Source organism: Brevibacterium jeotgali (assembly GCF_900169175.1).
In the GTDB taxonomy this organism is placed as follows: domain Bacteria; phylum Actinomycetota; class Actinomycetes; order Actinomycetales; family Brevibacteriaceae; genus Brevibacterium; species Brevibacterium jeotgali.
The window spans coordinates 230,387-255,507 of sequence record NZ_FXZM01000005.1 but is presented as its reverse complement, the minus strand read 5'-3'; the positions used below and the strand labels follow the sequence as shown (position 1 = coordinate 255,507).

General features: G+C 69.6%; 24 protein-coding genes. 17 read left to right on the top strand and 7 right to left on the bottom strand.

Going from position 1 to position 25,121, the window contains the following annotated elements:
• Window positions 1-122: 122 nt before the first annotated feature.
• The 6 genes from BJEO58_RS07210 to BJEO58_RS07185 are packed head-to-tail and all read right to left on the bottom strand — an operon-like array spanning window position 123 to window position 5,796.
• The gene (locus tag BJEO58_RS07210; protein WP_101588786.1) at window positions 123-659 is read right to left on the bottom strand and encodes a type II secretion system F family protein; all 537 of its coding nucleotides are present in this window, start codon (window positions 657-659) and stop codon (window positions 123-125) included.
• A complete protein-coding gene (locus BJEO58_RS07205) occupies window positions 656-2,053 on the bottom strand; it encodes a TadA family conjugal transfer-associated ATPase (RefSeq protein ID WP_101588785.1) in 1,398 nt (465 codons plus the stop codon). The genes BJEO58_RS07210 and BJEO58_RS07205 overlap by 4 nt, the downstream gene beginning before the upstream one ends.
• Window positions 2,053-2,448, bottom strand: coding sequence for a TadE/TadG family type IV pilus assembly protein (locus BJEO58_RS07200; RefSeq protein WP_101588784.1), 396 nt, complete (start codon window positions 2,446-2,448; stop codon window positions 2,053-2,055). Before BJEO58_RS07200 ends, BJEO58_RS07205 begins: the two co-directional genes overlap by 1 nt.
• Window positions 2,445-4,280 (bottom strand): CpaE/TadZ family protein, encoded by a 1,836-nt coding sequence (locus BJEO58_RS07195; RefSeq protein WP_101588783.1) that lies wholly within the window; start codon window positions 4,278-4,280, stop codon window positions 2,445-2,447. Before BJEO58_RS07195 ends, BJEO58_RS07200 begins: the two co-directional genes overlap by 4 nt.
• 20 nt (window positions 4,281-4,300) lie before the next feature.
• The gene (gene cpaB / locus BJEO58_RS07190; RefSeq protein WP_101588782.1) at window positions 4,301-5,095 is read right to left on the bottom strand and encodes a Flp pilus assembly protein CpaB; all 795 of its coding nucleotides are present in this window, start codon (window positions 5,093-5,095) and stop codon (window positions 4,301-4,303) included.
• Complete coding sequence (locus tag BJEO58_RS07185) at window positions 5,092-5,796, bottom strand: hypothetical protein (RefSeq protein ID WP_101588781.1); 705 nt, start codon at window positions 5,794-5,796, stop codon at window positions 5,092-5,094. Before BJEO58_RS07185 ends, cpaB begins: the two co-directional genes overlap by 4 nt.
• Window positions 5,797-6,520: 724 nt before the next feature.
• Here BJEO58_RS07185 and BJEO58_RS07180 point away from each other — a divergent pair.
• From BJEO58_RS07180 to BJEO58_RS07135, 10 genes are all read left to right on the top strand, one after another.
• The gene (locus tag BJEO58_RS07180; RefSeq protein ID WP_246076161.1) at window positions 6,521-8,227 is read left to right on the top strand and encodes an OmpA family protein; all 1,707 of its coding nucleotides are present in this window, start codon (window positions 6,521-6,523) and stop codon (window positions 8,225-8,227) included.
• Window positions 8,227-9,528, top strand: a complete 1,302-nt coding sequence (locus BJEO58_RS07175; protein ID WP_101588779.1) for a hypothetical protein — start codon at window positions 8,227-8,229, stop codon at window positions 9,526-9,528. Before BJEO58_RS07180 ends, BJEO58_RS07175 begins: the two co-directional genes overlap by 1 nt.
• Window positions 9,529-9,542: 14 nt before the next feature.
• Complete coding sequence (locus BJEO58_RS07170; RefSeq protein ID WP_144573889.1) at window positions 9,543-9,977, top strand: hypothetical protein; 435 nt, start codon at window positions 9,543-9,545, stop codon at window positions 9,975-9,977.
• A 198-nt stretch (window positions 9,978-10,175) separates the two neighbouring features.
• On the top strand, window positions 10,176-10,655 hold the full coding sequence (locus BJEO58_RS07165) for a prepilin peptidase (RefSeq protein ID WP_180951862.1): 480 nt from the start codon (window positions 10,176-10,178) through the stop codon (window positions 10,653-10,655).
• A 117-nt stretch (window positions 10,656-10,772) separates the two neighbouring features.
• Complete coding sequence (locus tag BJEO58_RS07160) at window positions 10,773-12,245, top strand: hypothetical protein (protein ID WP_101588776.1); 1,473 nt, start codon at window positions 10,773-10,775, stop codon at window positions 12,243-12,245.
• A 17-nt stretch (window positions 12,246-12,262) separates the two neighbouring features.
• Window positions 12,263-12,892: a hypothetical protein gene (locus BJEO58_RS07155; RefSeq protein ID WP_144573890.1), complete on the top strand. Its 630-nt coding sequence runs from the start codon at window positions 12,263-12,265 to the stop codon at window positions 12,890-12,892.
• Window positions 12,889-13,257, top strand: a complete 369-nt coding sequence (locus BJEO58_RS07150) for a hypothetical protein (protein WP_144573891.1) — start codon at window positions 12,889-12,891, stop codon at window positions 13,255-13,257. The genes BJEO58_RS07155 and BJEO58_RS07150 overlap by 4 nt, the downstream gene beginning before the upstream one ends.
• A gap of 126 nt (window positions 13,258-13,383) precedes the next feature.
• Complete coding sequence (locus BJEO58_RS07145; RefSeq protein ID WP_101588773.1) at window positions 13,384-15,909, top strand: hypothetical protein; 2,526 nt, start codon at window positions 13,384-13,386, stop codon at window positions 15,907-15,909.
• Complete coding sequence (locus tag BJEO58_RS07140; protein WP_101588772.1) at window positions 15,909-16,745, top strand: lytic transglycosylase domain-containing protein; 837 nt, start codon at window positions 15,909-15,911, stop codon at window positions 16,743-16,745. Before BJEO58_RS07145 ends, BJEO58_RS07140 begins: the two co-directional genes overlap by 1 nt.
• A gap of 9 nt (window positions 16,746-16,754) precedes the next feature.
• The gene (locus BJEO58_RS07135) at window positions 16,755-17,270 is read left to right on the top strand and encodes a hypothetical protein (RefSeq protein WP_101588771.1); all 516 of its coding nucleotides are present in this window, start codon (window positions 16,755-16,757) and stop codon (window positions 17,268-17,270) included.
• Between the two features lie 71 nt (window positions 17,271-17,341).
• On the opposite strand, the gene BJEO58_RS07130 is transcribed toward BJEO58_RS07135, so the two are convergent.
• The gene (locus BJEO58_RS07130) at window positions 17,342-18,133 is read right to left on the bottom strand and encodes an exodeoxyribonuclease III (protein ID WP_101588770.1); all 792 of its coding nucleotides are present in this window, start codon (window positions 18,131-18,133) and stop codon (window positions 17,342-17,344) included.
• A gap of 86 nt (window positions 18,134-18,219) precedes the next feature.
• On the opposite strand from BJEO58_RS07130, the gene BJEO58_RS07125 reads away from it, so the two are divergent.
• The 7 genes from BJEO58_RS07125 to BJEO58_RS14950 all read left to right on the top strand — a co-directional run bounded on the left by BJEO58_RS07125 (window position 18,220) and on the right by BJEO58_RS14950 (window position 25,004).
• On the top strand, window positions 18,220-19,134 hold the full coding sequence (locus BJEO58_RS07125; RefSeq protein WP_101588769.1) for an acyl-CoA thioesterase domain-containing protein: 915 nt from the start codon (window positions 18,220-18,222) through the stop codon (window positions 19,132-19,134).
• Window positions 19,131-19,982, top strand: coding sequence for an SDR family NAD(P)-dependent oxidoreductase (locus tag BJEO58_RS07120; protein WP_246076117.1), 852 nt, complete (start codon window positions 19,131-19,133; stop codon window positions 19,980-19,982). Before BJEO58_RS07125 ends, BJEO58_RS07120 begins: the two co-directional genes overlap by 4 nt.
• A 46-nt stretch (window positions 19,983-20,028) precedes the next feature.
• Window positions 20,029-20,607, top strand: a complete 579-nt coding sequence (pyrE, locus tag BJEO58_RS07115) for an orotate phosphoribosyltransferase (RefSeq protein WP_101588768.1) — start codon at window positions 20,029-20,031, stop codon at window positions 20,605-20,607.
• A gap of 164 nt (window positions 20,608-20,771) precedes the next feature.
• Window positions 20,772-21,653 carry an ABC transporter ATP-binding protein gene (locus BJEO58_RS07110; protein ID WP_101588767.1) on the top strand — a complete coding sequence of 294 codons (882 nt, stop codon included), beginning with the start codon at window positions 20,772-20,774 and terminating at the stop codon, window positions 21,651-21,653.
• A gap of 4 nt (window positions 21,654-21,657) precedes the next feature.
• Entirely contained in the window at window positions 21,658-23,001 is a 1,344-nt protein-coding gene (locus BJEO58_RS07105) for an ABC transporter permease (RefSeq protein WP_180951861.1), read from the top strand.
• Window positions 22,998-23,627 (top strand): TrmH family RNA methyltransferase, encoded by a 630-nt coding sequence (locus tag BJEO58_RS07100; protein WP_101588765.1) that lies wholly within the window; start codon window positions 22,998-23,000, stop codon window positions 23,625-23,627. The genes BJEO58_RS07105 and BJEO58_RS07100 overlap by 4 nt, the downstream gene beginning before the upstream one ends.
• Before the next feature lie 48 nt (window positions 23,628-23,675).
• A complete protein-coding gene (locus tag BJEO58_RS14950) occupies window positions 23,676-25,004 on the top strand; it encodes an LppM family (lipo)protein (RefSeq protein WP_180951860.1) in 1,329 nt (442 codons plus the stop codon).
• The last annotated feature ends 117 nt before the right edge of the window (window positions 25,005-25,121 follow it).

Sequence of the window (25,121 nt, the reverse complement as noted above, 5' to 3'; positions counted from 1 at the left end):
TCCGCAACCCTCGCGATCAACGGCACTACGCAGACCTTCCCACCCCACGTCTCCGAGGACCTGACCCGCGTCCTCGAAGCCATCCGGACCGGAGAGCCCACGCACTAACGAAATGAGCCAAGTCAGGTGTGCGCGATCTCGCGGCCTGCGGGGTCCGCCAGTTCGTCACCGGCGATCGCGAGCGCGGTCTGCACGGACAGCCCCGCACCGGTCGTCGATGCGAGGATGCGGCCGAACTCCGGCAGCTGCGCGATGATCTGCTCGCGCTGACGCTGGTAGAGGAGTGTGAGGCCATAGATCAGTCCTGCGATCACAGTGAGACCCAGGATGATCGCCCAGTGTCCCGCCATGATCTGCCCCAGTGACAGTGCAACGACGACGGCGAGTACGAACGCGCCGGTGAGGAACTCGCTCACGCGGATGCTGCGGACATTCGCCTGCACCATGAGCGTCCGCAGCCTCTGCACCGGGACGAGGCGGGTGAGCAGTCGGTCCATCGGTTCGAAGACCGCTGCGCGCACCCCCACTCGTCGCAGCAGTGAGCGCTCGCGGTGGACGATGGCCCGCTTCTCCCAGGTCCCCAGAAGGTAGGACGAGGCGCCCACGGTCGCGAGCAGGAGGACGGCGGCGGCGAGGATGACGAGGAGTCCGATGGTCACGGGTGCGCTCCGGTCCCCGGCACCTCGGCCGCGGGGGCCCCCGGCCTCGCTGCTCCGGTCTCCGGGTCCGGCGTGACCGGGACGTGGTCCGGGAGGGGGTGGCCCGACAGCCACATGCGCTGGGCCAGGTGGAACGGGACGGGGTGGAACCTGAAGCGTCCGGTCACGCGTCGGTCCGCAGTGAGCGGATCCGCGTCGAATTCCAAGACGCGCACCAGCTCGAACTCCTCCCGGCTGCGGGACGTGACGGCCGCGATCTCGGAGATGCGGCGGGTCCCGTCCGCGCCGCGGGAGAGCTGGACGATGAGGTCCACCGCTGAGTTGATCTGATCGCGGAGTGCGGCATAGGGGATCTGCAGCTCGCTCATGGAGGCGAGCGTCTCCAGACGGGATACCGCGTCGTCGGCATTGTTCGCGTGGACCGTCACGAGTGACCCGTCGTGGCCGGTGTTCATCGCCTGGAGCATGTCGAGGGTCTCGCCGCCGCGGACCTCGCCCACGATGATGCGGTCAGGGCGCATGCGGAGGCTGTTGCGCACCAGGTCGCGGATCGTCACGAGACCCTTGCCCTCGATGTTCGCAGGACGCGACTCGAGGCGCACGACGTGCGGCTGCTGAAGCTGGAGCTCGGCGGAATCCTCGATCGTCACGATGCGGTCCGTGTCCGGGATCAGCCCGGACAGGGCGTTGAGCATCGTCGTCTTGCCGGTGCCCGTACCGCCGGAGACGACGATGTTGAAGCGGGCGCGCACGCAGGACACGAGGAAGTCACGCGACGGTGTGTCGAGCGATCCCTTCGCGATGAGGTCGTCCAGGTGGAACGGTGTCGGGAAGCGACGGATCGTCATCGTGGGGCCGTCCAGCGCGAGTGGTGGGACGATCACGTTCACGCGCTCACCCGTGGGGAGGCGTGCGTCGACCATGGGGGACGACTCGTCGACGCGCCGATTGACCCCCGCGACGATCCGGTCGATCGTCTGCATGAGCTGATCGTTGCCGGAGAAGGCCATGTCGAGCTTCTCCAGCCGGCCGCGGCGCTCCACATACACGTCATCGGGACCGTTCACCATGATCTCCGTGACCGAGGGGTCCGCCAGCAGCGGCTCCAGCACACCCAGGCCCAGCGCCTCGTCGACGACGCGGCGGATGAGCGACTGTCGGGACGACGCGGACATGACCGGGCCGGACTGCGAGATGAGGTGGCTGAGCACGCGTTCCAGGCGCACTCGCCGCTGCGTCGAGTCGTACTTGCTGAGTTCGTCGAGGTCGATCTCGTCGAGCAGCATGCGCCGGTACTCGCGGACGGCCGACTGCTCGGGTGTGAGTGCGTCCTCGCCGTCGAAGGCGAACTCGTCATTCTGCTCCGGGCGGACGCGCTTGAGGAGGGGGGACATCAGGAGAGGGGTTCCGTTCGTGGGAAGTGTGCAGTGCGGGAGACGGTGAGGGGCGGCATGAGGTCGCGGACCCAGCCGATGCCCAGAACCGGCATGTCGATCTCGACCCGGCAGGTGATGTCATAGCCGCCGGAGCAGCTCGCACGAGTGTGCTCCTGCAGAGACGATCCCACGGCTGAGTGCGCGGCGGACGTGCCGCTTCCTGCGTTGATGGCCTCGGCACGCGCGCCGTTCCGGGCGGCGGAGTTCGCCTGTGCCATGGAATGCATCGCGAGCATGAGCTGGAGGGCGATGAGTCCGGCTGCCAGGAGCAGCGTCGCAGTGCCGAGGAACTCGACGCTCACGGCTCCGCGCTCGCGGCGAGTCGATCGGGCGACAGATGTCCGGAGGCTCATCGCGGCTCCTCGACGATTCCGGCATCGGCCGGGATGGTGAAGGCGAAGTCCTCCATGATCGGGATGAGGCTGGGTGCCGTCATCTCGACCTGCACACGGTCGCCCGATGTGCTGACGGACAGGTCGTCGCTCCAGCCAGCGGGCGTAGCCGCCGTCGCGGCGCTCTGCGCGCTGCCGCCCACCGCGGCGGCGCGGGCGCCCTCGTTCGCGGCGTGGTCCGCGAGGACGACCGTGACGCCGACGAGCACCATCTGGAACGCGATCGCCGCGATCGCTCCGAACATCCCCATGATGCCCAGCGTCTCGATGCTCACAGCACCGTGCTCAGACCGTCCGCGGTTCAGCCGCCGTGGGCCGGACCGCGGGCGCAGCGGCGGCTGATCGGGGGGCGGTGGCGCGACCGTCGTCCCATCGCCCGTGCCGGGCGACAGGCCCGCACCGCCGCGGCTGGTCCGGTAGACGGGGCCGGTCTGCTGTCCGTCGCCGTTCCAGTCCGGACGGTCGGCAGGGTCATGGTCACCGGTCGCGGCCGGGCCCGATCGCCCGTCGTACGTGGCGTGTCCATCGGCTGCTCCGGGAGCACCTGCGCGTCCGTCTTCGCCTGCCGCGGACGGGGCTTCGCCCCCGCCGCCCTTCTTCTTCGAGAGCCGACTGCGACGCGGAGCGGAGCTCAGCGTGGGCGCCGGGACCGTGCCCAGTTCGTGGGACACGGTCTGGACGTTCTTCACCCATGCGGCGGTCGCGAGCGTGGGATCCCGGCGGTTCACTGCGGCTTCGAGCCCTGCGGTCTCCTCCGCCAGCACGGCGTCGAGGACGGGTCGACGGACGATTTTGCGTGCCGCATCCGGACTGAGGTCGTTGCGGCGGCTCACGCGGTTGAGGAGGACCCTCGTGCTCCCCTCGGCACGGATGCCCAGGCGGTCCCACAGCTCCGTCAGACGGTGGACTCCGCGCAGGCTCAGCACGTCGGGGGTGGACACGACCAGGATGTCGTCGGCCATCTCCAGCGCAGTCGCCCCCGACTCGCCGATCACAGAGCCCAGGTCCATGATGACGAGATCCGACCGGGTCGCGAGCATGCTCACGATCTGCCGTGCGGCGAACTCGGTGACGAGCTCGCCCTGTTCGCCGTGACGCGGGCCCAGCAGCATCCGCAGGCCGCTGGGGTGGCTGAAGACGACGTCCTCGAGATGGCGCGGTGTGAGCTCTTCGACGACTCCCAGGAGGTCTGTGAGGTCACGTGACTGCGGAACGTCCAGCAGCACGGACAGGTCCGGCTTCTGGAGGTCGAAGTCGATGAGGACTACGGCGTCGTCGGGTTTGGCGGAGACGGCCTGGAGCGCCAGATGCAGGGCGACCGTCGACGTGCCGGTTCCGCCCTTCGCGCCCGTGACGGCGACGATGCGGCCTCCGCGCTCCGCGCCGGACTCCGGAGTGCGGACCGCGTCCCGCAGCAGGGATGACCAACCCACCGCGGTCTCCACGAGGGAGGCGATCTCTTCGTAAGAGAGCGGGTAGCGGATCACACCGCGGGCTCCGTTGGACAGCGCGGATGCGTAGTCCTCCGGCTGTGGATCCGTCACGACCGCGAGCACGGCGGCGGTGGGGTGGCGCACGCCCAGTTCCCGTATGAGGTCCCACTGGTTCATCGGGGTGGAGTGCTCGTCGACGACCAGGAGGTCGGGACGCTGGTCCAGGTTCTGCGTGAGTCGGTGCAGCAGCGTGTGCGACGTCGCGAAGACCTGCCCGATCTCCACATCCGCGGCAGTGAGCGCCTCTCGGATCTGCCAGGCGCGCGGCTCGTCGGAGCTGAGGATGAGTGCGGTCGTCATGGGGTGTGCCTTCCTTGCCGTCAGTTGCTGCCGGTGGATCCGAGGACGGGGGCCAGGTCGGGGTCCTCGAACGACTTGTCATCGTCGGACACCTGGGAGCCGGTCTCGTTGTTGCCGGAACGGGTGAGCCGCATCGACACGGCGAAGGCCTCGCCGTACGACAGGCGCGTCGCGTCGTCGACGGGGATGGCGAACGTCACGGCGACCGTCTCCGCGACGCCCTCGAGCGCCGCTTGGCCAGCGGCCTGCTCGATGCCCAGCTGGTCAACGGGCATCGGCTGTCCCACGGCGATGACCTCGGCGTCGGAGACGAGCACGCCGGCCACGTTGTACGGGATGTCCGCGCGCCGGTAGCCGGTGCCGCCGGACTGGTCCTCGCGCTCGCGCGCGAACGCGGCGACCACGTCGACCGCGTCGCCCGGCTGGACGCGGCCGTTGATGCCCTGTGCGGAGTCGAAGTTGATCGTCACCTCCCGCTCACCGTCCTCGAGCGCAGAGACGGGGGTGAGGGCGTCGCCCTGGATGATCGACCCTTCGGATATCGCGGATCGCGCCTTCTGCCCGGCCAGCTGGTCGAGGCTCGTCACCATCTGGGTGGTGACGTACTTCTCCGGCATCTCGACCTCTTCGACGTCGCTCTCGGGATTGATCGACTGGAAGGTGCCGATGTCCGCGGCCGCCCGGTAGACGGTGATGCGGGGACCGACCTCCGCGCTCACGGATCCCACGTAGGCGACGATGCCCAGGAACACTGCGATCGCGCCGACCGCAGCCACGATCAGGGTGAGCGCGCCGCGCCTCTGCTTGGGGTTCATGCGGGCAGTCCTTCGGAGGTCATGTGAGGGATGGAGGACGATGAGCGGGCCGCGGTGCTCGTGGGCTCGATGCGGACGGGACCGGCTGCGGAGTGCCTGCTGATCGCAGAACCGCACACCGCGCAGGACCCCCCGCCGGCGGTGAGCCCGCACCAGCTGCAGACGACGGAGCCCGAATGAACCGCGGCGATGATCTCCCCGACGTCGGCGGGGCACACGCAGACCTCAACGCTGCGGGCAGGGCCCCACCATGCGGCGGCGGCCTCACCGCCCGCGGGATGCATGACGTGCCGCCGCGGAGCGGCCGAGGCCACGATCTGCTCCACAGCGCTTCGCCGGTGCGAGCTCACGTCGCCGGTGTCGGTGTAGTGCACGCTCGATGCGGGATCCGCGAGTCCGTCTCGCATCGCCTGCGGCAGTCCTCCGCGTCCGACAGCGGTGACGCGGCTTCCCAGCTCACCCACGAAGCACGTGCCCGGCAGCAGGCCCCACATGTGCTGCCACAGGCTGGGCGCAGGGCGGTGGAGTCGTCCCGGGGAGTCCACCACGACGAACGACCGGGTGCGCCGTTCGAACTCCCGGAGTGCGGCGAGCACGGTCCCTGCATCCGTTCGCGGTGCGAGACCCGCCGCGAGTTCTGCGAGCAGGGATCTGCCCAGGGGGCCGAGTGCGCTCACGAGGACGAGTGCTTCCGTGACCACGCCCGCCGCGCGTGCGTGCCCGATCGTTGTGAGAGCGCCTCGATCGGCTGCGTCGACAATGAGGAGAACGGGTTCCTCTCCAGCATTTCGAAAAGCACTCAATGCGGTCTCGAATGAACCGTCGAAACGAACGACGTGTTCAGGGCGCAATGGTCTTCGCTCTCTTGTTATCACATTCACAACCTGATCTTCGACGCATGGGTGACCGCGCGCAGAAGCGCACGGAAATGCGTTGTCCGTGGTCCACGCGAAGCGTTGGGGCAGCTGCAGTGGCGCCTGCCGCCGGGAGGCCGGGAATCACTGTAAGCCCTCTCACGGATCGTAGACACATCGTGCCAGTGCTGGCCAGGGCCTGTTCACTCATCCTTCACCTGGGTCCGTGGGCCTTCGCCCCGGGTCGTCGGGCACGGGTGGAGCGCGCGGATTCCGAAGAGCGCGGAACACGCGCGACAATAGTTGAATATGAAACTCTGCATTGCGGGTGAGTGGGACCGGAAGTGGGTCCAGGGGCGGGGTGCGTGCGATCGAGAATGTGGTATTCGATGGTGCCGATGAAAGACGGTGGACTCGTCGTATTCGCCGAGGTGAAACGTGAGCGAGCATGTCTCCTGCTGTTATATTGACCGGTGTTTCCATCCTCGCTGAGGGGGTGCCGCGCGCCGTCCGCGCGCTCGGTGCTCGGCTCGCAGGACCCATCCACCACTGGAGGACCCGCATCGTGCGTATGCGTTCCACATTCGTGTCCGTGCTCATGAGCGCAGCGCTCCTGCTGGCGGGGTGCACGGGGTCGCAGCGTGACGAGGCCGGTGGAGGGGGCGACGGCGGCGGCGGTGGTGGTGACGCCGGGCCGCAGAGCGGAATCGTCGACGAGGACGGCTTCTGGACCGATGCGCGGCTGCCCGATCCCCTGGCGAGCGTCGACCTGTCGCTGCCCACAGCCCAGGGCGGTGACGAGACGACGGCGACGTCCCGTGCCCAGATCCTGTCGCTCGACAGTGATGGAGAGACCGTCCGGATGGTGGGCGCGTGGCTGCGGCCCACGGAAGGATCCTCTCTGGGGTCGCGTCGGATCGCCACGGGACTGGATCCGCACCACGACGCTCCCTGGGTCCGTCTGGTCGATGAGCAGGCCGGGGCTCTCATCGAACCTCTCCAGGAATCGGATTCGGAGGCGGGCTCCTACGCTCGCCGCGACGCCTGCCTGTGCTCCAGTGTCAGCAGCCGGGACGCCGCAGAGGCATCGCAGCCTGACGACGTCGAGCTCTTCTGGGTCGATTTCCCCGCGCCAGAATCCGGCGAAGCCCGGATCATGCTGGGTGAGTTCAGCGCCCCGACGGATCCGATCCCGGTCTCCGACGGCGAGCCCTTCGAGAACCCTGCGACGGATGTCGCGGCGTTCGACGGCGATCCGTCCGGCACGTACGGAGGCGCGGACGCCCGGAGCGCCGTCACGTCGCTGAGCACCACCGTCCGCTCCGTGACCGGGTCCAATCTGTCGTCCTCCGATTCCGGGGATCAGCTGTCGGTCACCTCCGATGTCCTCTTCGACGTCGACTCCAGCGACATCACGGATGACGGCGAGAAGGTGCTCTCCAGTGCGGCGGACACCCTGCGGGACACTGCGAAGGGGCAGGAGGTCCTGATCGTCGGACACACGGATGACCAGGGCGAGGAGGACTACAACCAGAAGCTCTCCGAGGAGCGGGCCGCAGCGGTCGAGGCGGTGCTTTCGGATGAGCTGGACGGGGAGGACGTCGCACTGACGACCGAAGGGCGCGGAGAGATGGAGCCCCTCGTCCCCAACACGGACTCCAGCGGTGACCCCATCGAGGACAATCAGAAGCAGAACCGCCGCGTCTCGTTCGAATACGACCCGGGGGAGGGCGCGGACACCAGCATCGACACCGGCGAGGAGCTGCCGGATGCCCCGGAGATGGAGGAGACGGACACGGCCGACGGAGCGCTCGCGTCCGCGATCCTCGAGCAGCCGGGCGATCGCGGGGACACGGACCTGCGGATCGATCTCCGGGGACTCCAGCAGGACGGCGAGTACGTGCGCCTCGACTACGCGTTCGCATTGGCGGACCGGGACGCTCGGCCGGAATCGACGCTGTTCCTGGGCACGGCCCAGGTCGCGTCCCACCTGCACTTCGGTGTGAACGCCTACGGCGATTCCGGCTTCCCGTCAGGCACCCACGTGTCACTCATCGACGAGCAGTCCGGCGAGCAGTTCCAGCCCGTCACCGCGGAGACCACCGGCTGCCTCTGCGCGGAGGGTGCAGGGACGGACCGTGCCGCGTTCACCGGGCCGTCCCCGCTCTTCTCGTACTTCCCGGCTGACGTCCTCGAGCGCGATCAGCTCACGCTGCGCATCGCGGACAGCGGCTCCTGGGAGCTCGACACCTCCGTGCTCACGAGCAGCCAGGGGTGATGAGGCTCTTCGGTCGCCGGCAGGGCCTGCTGCTGGGCGCGGCCGGGGCGCTCGCGGCAGCGGGTCTGGTGGTCCTGCCGGTGGCGCCGCGCATGGGATCCGCCGTGCAGTCGGACGTCTGCGACGCGTTCGGATCATGCCGCACCGCAGAGCTCATGACGGATGCGTGCCACGCAGACACGCGTTCGGCGGTGAGCGGTCAGGCGTCCACTCCCGTCTACTTCGAGCAGCCGGCCCCCGGCAGTGTGGGACTGCGGTTCTTCGCGGACGGCACGGCGGGGGTCGTCGTCGATGAGGAGGATTCCGCGTCATCCCACCGCTTCCCGACCGGAGAGGCCGCCCTGCGGTGGCTGGTGGGCAGGAACCCGGCCGAGACCTCGGCGGTGGATCGCGTCTGGGGGCCCGCCGCGCGCGGGCAGGCGGAGGCGGTGCTGGGCGGATTCGACGCGCTGGGGCTGGGGCTGCAGTCACGGGCCGCAGAATCCTCGACGGTGGTCCGCGGAGACGTGGGCGACGAGCGGGCGCTCCTCGCCGTCGCAGAGGACGGGGCGTACTCCGTCCATCAGACGGTGCGCATGCCGATCGACCGCAGTGCCCGGCTGACCGGACTCACCGCGTGGATGGGGCTGCAGGCCCACATGGTCGTCCGAACGGACCACACCGCGACCGGGACGCCGACGTCGGTGACGTTCACCGGCCCGAAGCGGACCGGCTGGGACCTGCGCGTCCTCAAGGGGACGGAGCCCACCACGGGGCGGCCGGGCACGGACGTTCCCGGAAAGGACGAGTTCTCGCTGCGGTCGTTCACCCTCGATCTCACACGGGAGCAGAACGCGCACGCCTTCGCGGGGGTGTACACGGCGCGGCAGCACCTGGGCGGCAAGCCGTTCTCGTCCCCACCCGTGTCCGCGTATCCCACGGAGTGGGACGCGGATGGACAGCGAGCCGTGCACCCGGTCGACGTGTTCGCGGACCGGGTGCGGTCGGACGCCGTGCTCGTCGAGTCCTCGTACGAGGGTGCCGCCGAGGGATCCGGCGCCCTCACCGCCGACGCGGTCCTCGCTCTTCTGACGGGCGCGCCGCTGGACGTCGAGGCCGTTCCGACGGCCGTCGCCGGGTCAGGTTCAGCGGGTGGTTCCGACACCGACCCGGATCCCGGCGACGTCGGGTTCGCGCCCAGACTCGTCGACGCGGCCGCCATGGACCTGGCGCGGCCGGAGTCGGATCTCAGTCCACTGGTGAACTGCGACGTGGTCGACGCGGAGGAGCTCCAGGAGCTCGTGGACGACGCGGAGGCGTGACGGTGGACGTGCGCTTGTCCTGGTCCATCGCGCTGCTCGCAGCCGCCGCTCACGTCGTGTGCACGATCGTGGCGCTCGCGTCCGGGTTTCTGCTGGTCCCCGCGACGACAGTGCTCATGGGCACGGCGGCCGCCTCACTGACGAGCCTGCTCACGGCGCTCCTCCTCCATGTCGTCGTCGACGCCGTGTTCGTCGTGGCGATGCGACGGATCGAGGCGTCCGTCGCCACATGCAGCGTCAATCTGTTCGTCGCGCACCTTCCCGTCGTGCTCATCGGGGTGGTGCTCGCCGCGCTGGGAGGGGCAGTGAGGACTCCAGCCGCTGCGGACGCGGCGGCTGCGGCGTGGACCGGCCTGCTCGTCCAGGCGGGTGCGCACACGGCGTGGGCCCTCCTGGCGGTCGCCCTGGGCACGGGTGCGGGACTCGTGTGGGTGCGGGTGCGCGCATGAGCGCGGATCACTCGCAGCCTGCAGGGGCGCGGCCCGGCGATGACGCACCCGCGCCGATCCCCACCCCGGGACGCGCGTCGGCGGGACGACGCGGACCGTTCGGCGGGCGCACCCTGTTCGCGACAGACACCGCGCGGACCCGTCGCCTGGGCGCTGTGTGCGCTCGCGACCGCGGTTCTTGTCGCCATCGCACTCCTGGTGACCCCCGGAGAGGGGTGGCACCGGGCGACTGTCGCCGCCTTCGCGTGCGCGGCCCCGCTGCTGGTGTGGATCGACCTCGCGGAGCAGCGGCTGCCGGACCTCGTCGTTCTGCCGCTGCTGGTGGTCGTCGGGGTGTTCACGGTCATCGCGGGCTCCGTGGACGGGACCCCCGGCCGGATCGGGGCGGCCTTCGTGGGGCTCGCCCTCACGACCTGCCTGTTCGGGGCGATGTTCGTGCTGGCTCCGTCGTCCCTGGGATTCGGGGACGTGAAGCTCGCGCCCAGCGTCGGTCTCCTCCTGGGATGGCACGGATGGGGCGTCGTGGTGCTGGGGATCGCCGCCGTCTTCGTGCTGGGACTCGTCCACGGGCTGGCGCACGCAGCGCGGATCGGACGGCTCAGGGATGCCGAGGTCGCCTTCGGCCCCGCCATGATCGCAGCGACTCTGCTGGTGTGCGCACTGATCGGCGCGTCGTGACTCTGGGCCCCAGCCTGGGTCCTCGTGCCGTTCTGATGTGCGCCGCCTGTGAATACCGTCGGTAGCATGTCGCGTCCATGTCCACAGCCGGACGGCTGTTCCCCGCCTGCCCCGCCCGTGCCCGTCGTCCCCCGGACGACCCGCCGTTCCGGCTGCTCTCCGTGGGAGCGGGGCCTCGTCTCCGTCGAGTACCTCACCACGGCGCTGCTCGCGGCGGCACTCATCGTCATACTCGCGGCGGTGCCACTGGCGTCGAGTCCCGCCGTCGCATCAGAGTTCGAAGCGGCGGTGTGCAAAGTCTTCCAGCAGGGCGACTGCGGCGGCGGTGACGGAGAGGCGCAGACGCCGGATCCGACAGACCCCGAGCAGACCGACCCCAACGATGAACCGCCGACCTGCATGGTGTCCCGCGAGCAGGAGTCCGGCTCCGGTTCGGGGTCCGGCGGGATCATCGAGCTGGGCGGCGGATGGCAGCTCCGTGAGGAGCACAACAGCGACGGGACCATCAGCCTCACGCTCCAGAGCGAGTACGAGGGAAGCGTGGGTCCCAAGTTCCTCGACGTGAAATCGGGCGAGAACTCCGCGAAGGGCAAGGCCGAGCTGAAGATCGGCTACCAGCAGGGCGACACGTGGAAGGTCGACAACGCGAAGGACGCCGTCACCCTGAAGGAGCAGCTGCGCGACTGGACCGTCTACAACATGATGAACGACAGCGGCGCCGGCTTCGGCCACGCCGGAGACCTCTTCTCCGGTCTCACCAATGGTCCGGAGGCGCCGCGGGACCCTGACACCAAGCGCTACGTCGTGGAACTGGGCGCCGGGGCAGAGCTCGAGGGAAACCTGGGCTTCAACATCGACGAGGTGATGGAGGGCAGCCTGAGCGGCACGCTCTCCGCGGAGTTGAGTCAGCAGGTGGGTGTCGAGGTCGCGGCAGATGGCAGTATCACGCTGATCTTCGAGCGCTCGGTGAAGGGCGAAGCCGGAGCTGACGGCGAGTTCAAGGGCGGAGAGGTCCTGGAGGGCGGTGGTGGTCTTGGCGGCAACGCCGGCTACACGGAGCTCATCGAGGTGAAGCTGGACGAGGATTTCGAGCCGCAGAGCATGAAGGTCCGCCAGATCATGGACCTCGGATACGATGCCGAACTGCACGGAGGGTTCGACCTCTCCGACGGGGACGACGGCAAGCACAAGGACGATGAGCTGGGTGGTGAGCTGGGACGCTCGGAGAACTGGCAGCACTGGTACGACATGGACGTGGACTTCTCCCACATCCCTGACGAAGAGAGAGACCAGATGCTGTTGGAGTACTTCTCGGATCCGCGGCCCATTATGGTGCCGGACCTCATGTATCGGGGTCCCAGGCCGTACCACAGCGGGGCGTCGGAGTTCTTCTACGAGCACGCTCAGATTTCGCACAACACGTACGACATCGTCAAGACCGAGGACAGCGGCGGGCTCAAGTTCGCCGGGTTCGGAATCGAATGGGACTCCTCGATCTCGAATTTCGAGCTGCTCGAATCCGAGTACGCGCTGCCCATAGAGAACGGTGATCGTGAAACCGCGATCAACACGGAATGCACGGGCGGTTGAGCGAAGGGATGGATGACATGACTGCGATGAGGACGAAGAAGGCGGTCGGCGGCCTGGGGGTGGCCGCTCTGCTGCTGCTGGGCGGATGCGGGCAGGACGGCGGACAGGTGGCGTCGGGCGACGAGACGGACGCCTCACAGGCACAGCCCGGCTCCGGTGATGACGTGCAGGGGGCAGACGGCGACATGCAGGACGTGCAGCTGGGAGACGTGGCCGTGTCCATCCCCTCCTCGTGGGTGGAGACACCGGACGACGACCTGCAGGACGGGGACTGGACGATGGGCTACGACGACGCCCGGGAAGAGCCGGCTGTCCGCCTCCGCATGGCTCCTGCGATCAACGACTCACCGCACCCGGACGTCGCGGAGGGGGAGCTCGTCGCCCGTGCCATGGCCGGCGGCTACTACGGCTCTGACTGGGAGGGCGTCCATCGCGAGAAGACTGACATCCCCGGCGCGTTCCGCGGTTTCGTCACGGACTTCACGTACGTGTCGAGCGACGGGAAGGACATGAACGGTCGCTGGTGGCTGATGACCTCGCCCGACACCTACGAGGTCGCGGCACTCGAGGTCTCCGGTGAGTCGGACGTCCTCACCGAGGACCTCATCGAGGAGATCTCGTCCTCCGTGCGGCTGGAGCCGCAGTGATGATCATGGATGTCCTGCGCGCGTGGGTGTTCGGAGCGGTGGCGTTCCTGGCGCTCGATCTGCTGCTTGGGTGGCTCGTGCCGTATGGGACCGGGGGGCCGGTGTACTTCCTCTGCCCGTTCCTCGCTGGTCTGGTCGCGTCCGCGGTCCACCTGTGGAAGGGCGAGGGCGGCTGGGGCCGCCATGCGATCGCGGTGCTGGGTGTGCCCGTTCTGCTCGCGCTGTACTACGCGCTGTTCACCCCGTGGAACACCTCCTCGGGGATCGCGATGGACCTGGCCGCCGGGATGGTCTTCGTCATCACCGCGTCTCTGGGCGCCGCGTGCGTGCACCTCACCCAGCGCTTCGTGCTGGTGGACGGCTGAGCGCGCCGCGGCACCGGGCCAGGCCACAGTCGCCCGTGATTCACCTTTTCGTCGATTCCGTCTGGTTGCCTCAGCAGGTCGTTCACCAGGCAGTACATCAGAGTTCGGAGTAGTACCCTCGTGTCATTGGACCGTCTGCCTCCCGTCGTCTGCGCGGCGGTGACCACAGCGCTCGTCGCTGTTCCAGCACTGTTCGCGATCGCGCAGCCGCAGACATCGGACCACGCCGAGGCCTCGGTCGGGTCCCTCGGAATCCTCACGGTGGGCGCCGGCGGCACCGGGTTCATGTGGGAGGCGGCCGACGCCCCGCCCCGTCCCGCGGAGAGCGGCCCCGTGCCCGCAGGGGAGGCCGTCATCGACCTCGACGACGGGGGTGCGGCGGATCTGCGACTGGAACCGGGAGGCGTGCCCGCCACGGAGCAGCCGCGACCGGTTGTCCTCACGGGGGTGACGGCGTACTCCATCAGTCCCGACGGCTCGCTGGGCACACCGCTGATGGGCCGCCCGGCAGTCACCGTGGAGACCCGCGGCGACGGGTTCGGGGAGCGCCGGCTGGCGGGCCTCGGCCGCGACGACTCTCCACACCCCGCGTTCGACCTGGACCATCCGATCGATGCCACGTGGACGTTCGATCTGGAGGAGATGGAGATCCCTGCACTGGACGGCGACGGAGGACCGGACGCGGGCTCCCCTGGTGCAGACGGAACCGGTGGGATCGTCTTCTGCGCTGGGGCAGAGTCCGGATCGGTGTCCTCCGGAGGGTCCGAACCCCGCGGGGCGGGCATGGGCACGGTGCTCACGTTCCTCCAGGAGGGCCAGGGCGATGACGAAGACGCGCCTCAGCCCTCTCCCACCGCCACCGTCCCCACCGACGCTCCCGATGAGCCGCTTCCCACGATCACGGCCCTCTCGCCGTCGGGGGAACCGCGCCCGGACCTCACCGCGGACCCGCCGACGCACCCGCCGGAGGACCCGGAGCCCACTGCCACCGCCGACGTTCCGACGCCGACCCCGGACGAGGACGCACCCGAGCCTTCTCCGGAGCTCGCTGAGACCTGCGACGAGGCAGGGGCGCAGCCCAATGCCGCACCGGAGCATTCCGACGACGGCGCCTGGTCGACGCGGTTCGTCTCGAGCTCGCCGCATGACGCCCTGGTTCAGGACCCGGCGGCCGGGGAGAGCGTGTACAGAGTCGAGGACGGTCGGACGGAGTCCGCCGTCACCGGACCCGGACTGGACCTGTCCGGTGCGGAGCGGGCGGTGCACGCACTGGGCCTCGAGCTCGTCGCGGCTCCGGGCGGCGCCACCGCGACCTACCGGAACCACACGACGGACGGGGTGTTCGCAGGACTCGGGAACGGGAAGCAGGAACTCCGCACCGGCGAGGACTCGTCCTCCTACAGGTGGGGCCCTACGCGCGACGCGCATGCGACGTGGTCGTTCACGGAGGCGGGTGCGTACTGCGTGGCCTATGCGTCCGATGACGTCTTCGATCCTGTGCGTGCGGCAGACGGTGCGGCTGAGGACGACGTGTCAGGAGCGCCGGACGACGGGTCCGCCCCGGAGACCCGTGGTGTTGAGCCCGACGGGGTGCTCACGTTCCTCGTGGGGGACGTAGGCCCGAGCACGGTGGACTGCAGCGACGAGGCGGCCGGCGAGGAGATCGACCTGCCTGACCCCGAGGGCGACGACGGCTCGGGAGAGGGCGACTCCGACCGCGATGGAGACCGGGACGAGGACCGTGATGACGACTCCGGCGTCGAGGATCGGGGCGACCCCGAGGATGCAGGCGGCATCGACGCCTCCGAGGACTCCGATGGTGACGGCAGCCCCGGGCGCGGCGACGAGGACGACGAGGACGAGGACGAGGACGATGCGACCCGGGTCGTCGCCGCACCGGCGACGGCTCTCACGTGCCCGGTCGACGGCGAAGCACCGCGTCAGGTGCGCAGCGGCGAGTTCACGATGGGCGTGGCGCCCGCCGCCCTGGACGTGACTGCCGATGACGGGGGCACCGCTCTCCCGCAGGGAAGCAGCGTGGTGATCGGGGACACCTCCCGGCGGTCCGCTCCGGCGGGGATCAACGGATTCGTGGATGCGGGTGGAGAGTACCTGGCGACGGGCTCTGCGACGGCGCCGGGCTTCCACTGGAGTGCCGCGGACGCGGACGAGGCCGTCGACCTCACGGTCGAGCAGGTGGACGGCCCGGGACAGGTGCGGGTCTTCATGACGGAGTCGGGCAGGGGCCTGGGCGACGGGGAGACCGGGGCCGTGGAGCCGGGGGGCTCCGGTGGGATGGTGTTCGGCTTCGACCAGCCCGGTGAGTACACGGTCGCGCTGACCGTCGATGACGACGAACGGATGGCGCTGGACTTCGCCGTCGGCGATCGCTTCGCCTCGGCCACGCCGGGCGCGACTGTGCTGGCGCTGTTCTCGCAGTGCCCGGACGCGTCGCTCGCGACCGAACTGGCCCAGCCGGCCAGTGGATCGGCGACGGACGAGGGAGACGGCGGGACCGACGCGCAGACGCAGGACCGGTCCACGACGGCGCTCGGTCAGGCCTGGTGGGCCGTGGGCGGCGTCGGCATGGGGCTCGCGCTGGTGCTGCTGCTGGCGATCCTGGTGGTCGTGATGAGGGAGACGAGACGCTGATGAGGAAACCGATACGGATGTTCGTGGCGATCGCGGCGATGGTCGCCGGGGCGCTGTTCCTGGGGTCCGGGGCGCTGTTCCTCACACTGGCGACCCAGGCGCCGCAGTCGCAGGCTCAGGAGCAGGACCTCGCGCAGCAGGAGGCTGCGGAGGCGCCCGATGCGCCACCGCTGCCGGCGGCCCGGCCGGCGGATGCGGGAGACATGCCGCGCGTCGTCGATTCCGAGTGGCTGGACGCGACAGCGGAGTCGACCGATATCCCTCGGCGTGCCCTGCAGGCCTACGTGGGTGCGGCGGTGTGGGCGGGCGAGAACCAGACGTCATGCGGTCTGGGATGGAACACGCTCGCCGCCGTCGGCGAGGTGGAGACGAACCACGGGCGGACCGACGGCGGCCGGATCGAGGAGTCCGGGGACGTGTCGAAGCCGATCATCGGTGCGCGTCTCGACGGTCGCGGGGTCCGGGAGATCGAAGACACCGACGACGGCGAACTCGACGACGACGAGGAGTTCGACAGGGCGGTGGGCCCGATGCAGTTCATCCCCCAGTCGTGGGCAGCGCACGCGCGGGACGGCAATGGTGACGGGGTGGAGGACCCGCAGAACATCGACGACGCGGCGCTCACGGCAGCGGCGTACCTGTGCACGGGCGGATCGCTGTCGTCCGCTCCCGGATGGGAGAAGGCCGTCATGTCGTACAACTCGTCCCTCGACTACGTGGAGGCGGTCCGAGGCACTGCGGACCGGTACGCGAGCGCGGCGGGCGTCGCTCGACCCGCACCGCCCGCGGAGACCGTGACCGTGACGCCCTCGCCGTCCCCTGCGGAGCAGAACTAGGGTGGGCGCATGATGAACCTGGGCGTCCTCCTCTTCATCGTCATGGCCGTAGGGTCACTGGTCGTCTTCGGCCTTGCCATCGTCCTCGTGCTCATGATGATCCGTCGGTCCCGACCTGGTCGCGCCGCGGTCCCGGCGCACGTGGACGCGCTGCCGGGGTCTGTGGGCAGCGCCGTCGTGACGGTGGTGCCGCGGTCGCCCGGGCTGCGGACGAAGGAGGGCGACCTGCGGCGGGTGAGCGTCGTCATCGACGTCGACGGGCCGCGGGGGAGCGGGCAGATCACGGACCAGCCGGTGAAGCCCGAGTACCTGCCGTGGGCGCTGCGCCGGCGCCTGTTCTCCCTCAGCCCCTTCCGCTACGGGGACCTGCAGCTGAACCTGGAGGGCGAGGACGTGCGGAACCGTGCCGCGGAACAGGCGCGTGCCGGCGGCTTCCGCTTCCCCCTCGACCCGCCGCTGCCCGTGTCCGTCGTCCATCCGGGTGACGACGGCGCACGGCCGGTGTGGAGGATCGAGGGGCAGTAGCGCCGCACCGGCGGAACAGCGCCGGCGCCCATCACATGTCGGAGCCTGCGATCACTCGTCGGCGACGAGGCTCACACGTCGTAGTCGACGATGACCGGCGCATGGTCGGATGCGCCTTTGCCCTTGCGCTCCTCGCGGTCGATCATCGCGGCGGTGGCGGTCTGGGAGAGCGCGGGGGAGGCGAGCTGGAAATCGATGCGCATGCCCTCCTTCTTGGGGAAGCGCAGCCTCTGGTAGTCCCAGAACGTGTAGACGCCGGGCCCGGGAGTGAACGGCCGTGAGGTCTCTGTGAGGCCCGCATCCACCAGTGCCTGGAATGCGGCGCGCTCCCGGTCGGACACATGCGTCGCGCCGTCGAAGGCCTCCATGTCCCACACGTCCTCGTCCAGCGGTGCGACATTGAAGTCGCCCGTGAGCACGAACCTCTCGTCGCCGTCGGCGGCCAGCCGGGCGGCGGCGACCGCACGCAGCTTCTCGAGCCACTCGAGCTTGTAGGTGTAGTGCGGATGGTCGACCTCGCGGCCGTTCGGCACATAGAGGGAGTACACGCGCACGCCGCCGGCCACGGCGGAGATCGCACGCGCCTCCACAGCGGACTCCTTTCCGAAGCCCGGCATCTCGTCGAAGCCGATCTCCACGTCGTCCAGCCCGATGCGGGAGGCGATCGCGACGCCGTTCCACTGATCGAGCCCGTGGAACGCCACCTCGTACCCGCGCTCGTCGAAGATCTCATGCGGGAACTGCGAGTCCTTGCACTTGAGCTCCTGGATGGCCAGCACGTCCGCGTCGGACCGGTCGAGCCACGCTCCGATCCTCTCCGCCCGGGCCCTGATCGAATTCACGTTCCACGTTGCGATGCGCATGGGCCAACCGTAGCGGAGCAGAGCCGTGGGACGCTCACAGTGCCGGACTGTCGTGCAGCGAGCCGAACGATCGATAGATTGGGGTCATGCCTGCAGCCCTGAACCATCACATCGGCGCGGACAGCACCCCTGTCCCGCACGCGTACTTCGTCCGCACCGGCGACCACTCGTTCCGTTCGACGCTCCACTCGCAGGGGGCGTGGCAGGACGGGGAACAGCACATGGCCGCCGCGTCGGGGCTCGTCATCCACGAACTGGAGCGCGCGCTCCCGTCGTCCAAGCTCATCTCGCGGATCACCTTCGACATCCTGGGCGTCATCCATTCGGGTGAGTTCGACATCGAGGTCGACGTCGTCCGCCCCGGCCGCACCATCGAGCTCGTCGAGGCCCGCATGGTCCACCGTGCCGAGCACACCGGCGCCGCCGAGGTCCCGGCCACGGGCGACGGCCCCGGTCGCCCGGCCGTGCCGGGACGCGTCCGAACGTCGGTGACGGCGCGCGTGTGGCGGCTCGTCGCATCCGACACGTCCTCCGTCATGGGCGCGGAGGCGGATCCCCTGCCCGCACGGGACACGAGTGAGGCCCGGAACATGTCGGAGGTCTGGCCCGGCGGATACATCGGATCGCTCACCGGCGCCGAGGCCCCGGGCGGCCGCCCCGGACGACGCAGGCTCTGGGTCGACACGGATGTGCCGCTGGTCGACGGCGAACCGGACGGCGCGTACGCAGGATTCGTGAAGTTCTGCGACGCGATGAACGGATTCGCCGTGCGAGAGGACCCGCGACAGGTCTTCTTCCCCAACGTCGACCTCACCCTCCACCTCATGAGACAGCCGGTCCCGGGCCCTGTCGGGGTGGACATCGACGTGGCGTTCGGCGACAGCGGGATCGGCGTCACCCACGGCGTGTTCCACGATGAGCGGGGACCGGTCGCGCACTGCGCACAGTCGCTGACCGTCCGCCTCCCGCAGGGATCGACGCGAGCGGACCGGTCGGCATGACGGCGGCGGTCGAGACGATGCGAGCGGGCGTCGCGGCGGACCGGAGCAGGCCGCGGGCACTGATCACGGGAGCGAGCGCGGGGCTGGGGCGGGAGTACGCCCGGCAGCTCGCCGCCGACGGCTACGACCTCGTCCTCGCCGCCCGCGGACGCGACACTCTCGACGAGTGCGCATGCGAGCTGATGGCCCGCTACGGGATCACCGCCGACGTGCGGGCGGTCGATCTCGCGACGCAGGAGGGGATCGACGACCTCGCGGACCTCATCGACCGCGTGCGCATCGATGTGCTGGTCAACAACGCGGGCTTCGGCCTCAAGACGTCCATGCGGGGCACGGACGACGAACGACTCATCGCGAGCGACATGGTCATGCTGCGCGCGGTGACGATCCTCAGCGTGCGCGCCGCACGTCGCATGGAGGAGCGGGGGAGGGGCGGGATCCTCACGGTCTCCTCACTCGCGGCCCTGGGCGCCTACGGCGTGTACTCGGCGGTGAAGAGCGCCGCACTCCTCGTCACCGAGTCCCTCGCGGAGGAGCTCGCGGACACGCCTGTGACGGTCACCGCGGTCCTGCCCGGGTTCGTGAAGACGGAGTTCCACGATCGGATGCGGGTGCGCCGTGCGGGACCGGACTGGGCGTGGCTGGAGGCCGAGGACGTGGTGGCGGAGTCGCTGCGCGACGCACGGTCGGGAGCCGTCGTGAGCGTTCCGAGCATCCGCTACAAGGCGGTCCACGCCCTTGCGCAGTGCCTTCCGCGTTCCGTGGTGCGCGACCTCAGCGGTGGATTCGGACGCGCGCGGAGGAAGGCACGTGCGCGGTCCGGTGGGCGTCGGGGCGCGCGATTGTGAGACGCCGGGATCCCGGACGGCGTCGGACGGTTCTAGGATGAGGGACATGACAGACAGTGCTGTGAACCGCTCGCGCCTCCTGGCGCTCATCGATGAACTCGCGGTCGTCCGCGGACGCGTCACCCTGGCATCCGGAATGGAGGCCGACTACTACTTGGACCTCCGCCGCGTCACCCTGGAGCACCGGGCGGCACCGCTGGTCGGTGATGTCGTCCTCGACCTCCTCCACGAGAACGGGATGCTGGAGGGTCCGGACGCAGTCCAGGCGGTCGGCGGCCTCACCATGGGAGCCGATCCCGTCGGCACGGCGGTCCTGCACCGCTCCGCAGTCCGCGGCACTCCGCTCGACGCCTTCGTCGTGCGGAAGGCCGCGAAGCAGTACGGCATGGGCCGGCGCGTGGAGGGCCCCGATGTCACGGGCAGGCGTGTCATCGCCGTCGAGGACACGTCGACGACTGGCGGTTCGGTTCTCGACGCGGTCGCCGCTCTGCGTGAAGCCGGCGCTCACGTCGTCGGCGTCGTCGTCGTGATGGATCGCGACACAGGTGCCAGGGAACGTGTGGAGAAGGAGGCCGGGGTGCCGTACCTCGCCGCGCTGAGCACGCACGACCTCGGCTTGGACTGAGCGCCATCAGCGGCTGAGAGGTTACCGCGAAGCCTCTGATTCCAGCGCGCAGCGGTTTGCTCGCGCGGCCGCGCAACACCAGACTGACCTAGGCGTTCCAACAGCGTCTGCCCATGTGAGCTCGACACGGCGTGCGCACAACCGACATGCAGAAGGACGATCAAGTGCTCGAAGTGAAGGGGTTGACGGTCTCCCACGGCCGAAAGACCTACCTCAAAGACGTCTCATTCTCCGCCGATTCGGGACGCCTCACCGGGGTGGTCGGCCTGCGCGGGTCGGGGAAGACGGAACTGGTCCGCACGATCATGGGGCTCATCGACGCGGATGAGGGCACGATCGAACTGGCCGGCACGACGCTGGGGTTCGGCGATCGCCAGAACTTCGGCTACCTCCCCAGTGAGCGCGGCGGCTACCCGCGGATGAAGGTGCTCGAGCAGATCGTCTACCTCTCGCGACTCCATGGGATGACACTCGGTGCGGCGGAGAAGAACGCCGTCACCCTCTTGGCGCGCCTCGACCTGTCGGATCGGGCGTACGCCCAGCTGAGCCACCTCTCAGGCAGCGAGGTGGCGCGCGTGGACATCGCCGCCGTCCTCGCCTCGGACCCGGACGTGGTGCTCCTGGACGAGCCGTTCGACGGACTGGACGCAGAGTCGGCGACAACGGTCTTCCAGCTGCTGAAGGACCACGCGGACTCTGGAGTGCCCGTCCTCTTCACGACGGACAAGTGGCGCCTCGCCCAGGACCACGCGGACGATCTCATCGTCCTGTCGCACGGACGCATCCTGGCCGAGGGGACGCTCGACTCCCTCCAGGGAGACGCCACGACGTACTCGGTGCGCTACGCGGATGCAGCGGCTGCCGTCGCGGCAGTCGCGACGCTGGAGGACGCTGGCGCGACGGACGTCGTCGTCGACGCGGACACGGTCGCGTTCGACGCGGTCGACGAAGATGAAGCGGTCGCCGCCGTGCGCGCGACGGAGGACGTACGCGCGTTCGGTCCGGCCACGCGGGACCTCGCAGACCTGTTCAAGGAGTCGGTGTAAGCACATGGTGGACAAGAAGCGCAATGACGAGGTCGATCCGACGGACGACCTCCCCACCGATCCGGTGGTCGAGGACGAGGCGGCCGAGGACGATGCGATCGCTGAGCCGGAGCTGGCCGACGACTTCATCGAGGTGGGCGACGGGGACGAGGTCCCCGAAGAGCTGCGTGAGGATCGACCGGACCCCGCAGGAGTGCCGAAGACCGGCCTCGTGAGCGAGTTCCACGACCTCACCGCGTCGCAGGCGGCGTATCTCGTGGCGCACCGCGAGACCTCGTCGGTCTCCCGCAGCCCCCTCTTCTACGTGACCTCGCTCCTGCTGGGAGTGGCAGTCATCGCCGCCCTCATCATCGGGTTCCAGCAGGCAGGCGCAGGTCCCGGCGAGGGCGAGGGCTCAGACACCCTCGCGGTCGTCGGCGTCGGTCAGGAGCAGTCGGATGCGTTCGCGCAGCAGATCGGCCTTCCCGTGGTCTCTGTGGAGGACGAGGCAGCGGGCGAGGCCATGCTGCGCAGCGGCGAAGCCGGCGCAGTCTACGTCCTCGACCCGACCGGCATGCAGCCCGCGTCCCTGCTCGCGCTCAACCGCGACCCGGAGGCGATCCTCGCGAAGCTCAACCAGCCGGTCCCGGTCGACTACCTCGAGCAGCCGGCGGTAGCACCGGTCCTGGGCGACCCCGTGGCGTGGGGCCTGGGCGTCGTCGTGGCCCTTGCGGGCCTGACGCTGGGGGCCGCGCTCTATCAGAACCTCCGGACGGAGAAGCGGAACCGGCTCGCAGAGGTGATCGCCTCCACGATCCCCGCCCGCGCATCTGCGTGGGGCCGTGTCTACGGACTCACGCTGCTGTCTCTGACATTCACGCTCATCGCAGTCGGCGCGCTGCTCGTCGGCCTGTCGATCGGACAGCAGACCACGATCGCGATGGCTCTGCTGCCCGTCCTGGGATGGTTCGCGCTCATCGCGCTGATGACCGTGTTCATCGTCCTCGCCGCTCACCTGTGGGTTGCGACGAGCGCGTCGCGACGGGTACGCCGGATCGGATATGCGGCAGTCGTCCTCCTCACAGTCGGCGGCGTCCTGGCGCCGCTCGTGCTGCGCTCGCAGGAGACCGTCCTGCTCTGGCTCTCGTACACGCCGTTGACAGCGCCCGTCGCCATGCCCATGCGCTACCTCGCCGGTCAGGCCGAGTGGTGGGAGGGTCTCGCGTCTGCAGGTGCTTCGGCGCTGGTGGGAGTCATCGTCTTCTGGCTCGCGTCTGCGGCCTACCAGCGCACGCTGCTGCGCGGCGCGGGCCGCTCGGGCCGCAAGGCCGGCATCTCTGTGCGGAGCGCCTCGAAGTCCTCGGCGTGACCGAGTCCGACAGCACGCCGGTGGGGGTGGGGCCCTGGGAGGGTCCCACCCCCACCGGCGATCAGTGGGATCCTCAGCTGTTGGCGGACGGTGACCGTCGCAATGTGGTCGACGGGTACCGGTACTGGTCCATGGACGCGATCGTCGCGGACCTGGACCAGCGCCGGCACGGCTTCCACGTGGCGGTCGAGAACTGGCAGCACGATCTCAACATCGGATCTGTGGTGCGCACGGCCAATGCGTTCAACGCCGCCGCCGTGCACATCGTGGGTCGCCGGCGGTGGAACCGCCGCGGCGCGATGGTGACAGACCGCTACCAGCACCTCCACCATCACGCGGACGTGGAAGAGCTCGTCACCTGGGCAGAGAAGGCCGGCGTGCCGCTGATCGGCATCGACAACTTCCCTGATTCCGTCGATCTGGAGACGTTCGACATGCCTGCGGAGTGCGTGCTCCTGTTCGGGCAGGAGGGGCCCGGTCTCAGCCGGGAGGCCCACGCGGCGTGCGACGCAGTCCTGTCGATCGCCCAGTTCGGATCGACCCGTTCGATGAACGCGGCAGCGGCCGCCGCCATCGCGATGCACGCGTGGGTCCGCCGTCATGTCTTCGCACAGGGTCCTCACTGAGCCGCTGATAGATTGGCCCCCGTCGTCCCCCTTCGAATGGAGCCCTCCATGATCGCCCCCGCACGGCGTACTCGTTCCAGGCCACTCGCTGCGACCGCGGTCGCAGCTGTCCTCCTCTTCCTGCTGAGCGGCTGCGTGAAGCTGAATGCTGACTTCCAGGTCGATGCGGAGGAGAACCTCACAGGAGCGATGGAGATCCTCGTCGACCCCGTCGCCCTGGAGGACATGGGTTCGACCGACCCTTCGCAGGAGCTGGACAATGCCGTCCAGGAAGCGCAGTCGGACCCTGAGATCCCTGCGGGCACGACCGTCGAGCGCGTCGATGACGAGGACGGCTACATCGGCATGCGCGCCGCGTTCGACGCAGTGCCGGCCTCCGAGTTCCAGAGCGGTGGCGGAGGGCTCGGCGACGTGGGTGTCGAGGGGATCCAGGTCGAGAGCGCCGACGGCGAGATCACCTTCTCGATGACGAATCCGCTCGTGGCGGGGATGGACAGTGCCGATCCGTACGGCTCCGCGAGCGGGATGCCGTCTGCGCGGTCGATGTTCGATGAAGCGGTGGTCGCCGTGACGTTCCCGGGCGGCGTGGTCTCCGCGGAAGGTGCGGAGATCGACGGGAGCACAGCGACATGGAACCTCCGCGACTACGACGGCGACACTCTCAGCGCCACAGGCGATGCGTCGAGCTTCCCCTGGATCGCAGTCCTCGTCGTTGCGGGTGTGCTCGTCCTCCTGCTCATCGCAGCGGGCGCCATCGTCCTGATCGTCGTGCTCCGCAGGAAGAAGACCGGCCAGGCCGGAGGCTCGCAGCAGAGGATGCACGCGGGCGCCGCTGCTGCGCCGGGCGCCATGAGCTCTGCGCCGGGACAGTATCCCGGAGGTCCTCCTCCTCCCGGGCCACATGCGGGGGCCGGACAGCCGGGGCCCTATGGCCAGCCGGGGCAGTACGGCCAGCCGGGGCCGGCAGGGCCGGGACCGCAGGGACCGCACGGCCAGCCGGGGCAGTACGGCCGGCCAGGGCCGCACGTCCAGCCAGGGCCGTCGGGGCCGGGACCCTATGGCCAGCCGGGGCCGCACGTCCAGCCGGGGCCATCGGGGCCCGGACCGCAGGGACCGCACGGCCAGCCGGGGCAGTACGGCCAGCCGGGGCCGTCGGGGCCCGGACCAGAGGGGCCCTACGGACAGCAGCCTGGAGGGACTCCCCCACCGCAGTCGCAGGGTGCGCCGAACAGCGGGGGCGGTGACCCTCGTCGATTCGCACCGCCGCAGCCGGGCCAGGACCCACAGCCCGGCCAGGACCCACGACCCGGCCAGGACCCACCGCAGCGGCCCGACCCGCAGCAGGGTCCACCGCCCGGGCCGCACCCGCCACGCTGAGCAGGAATAGGCGACGCGCGGATGATTGAGGCGCGCGGCTGAATGATGGAGGGGCCGTCCCACACGGGACGGCCCCTCCATCATGTGCCCGGTCACTCAGCACGCATGTGTGCTCAG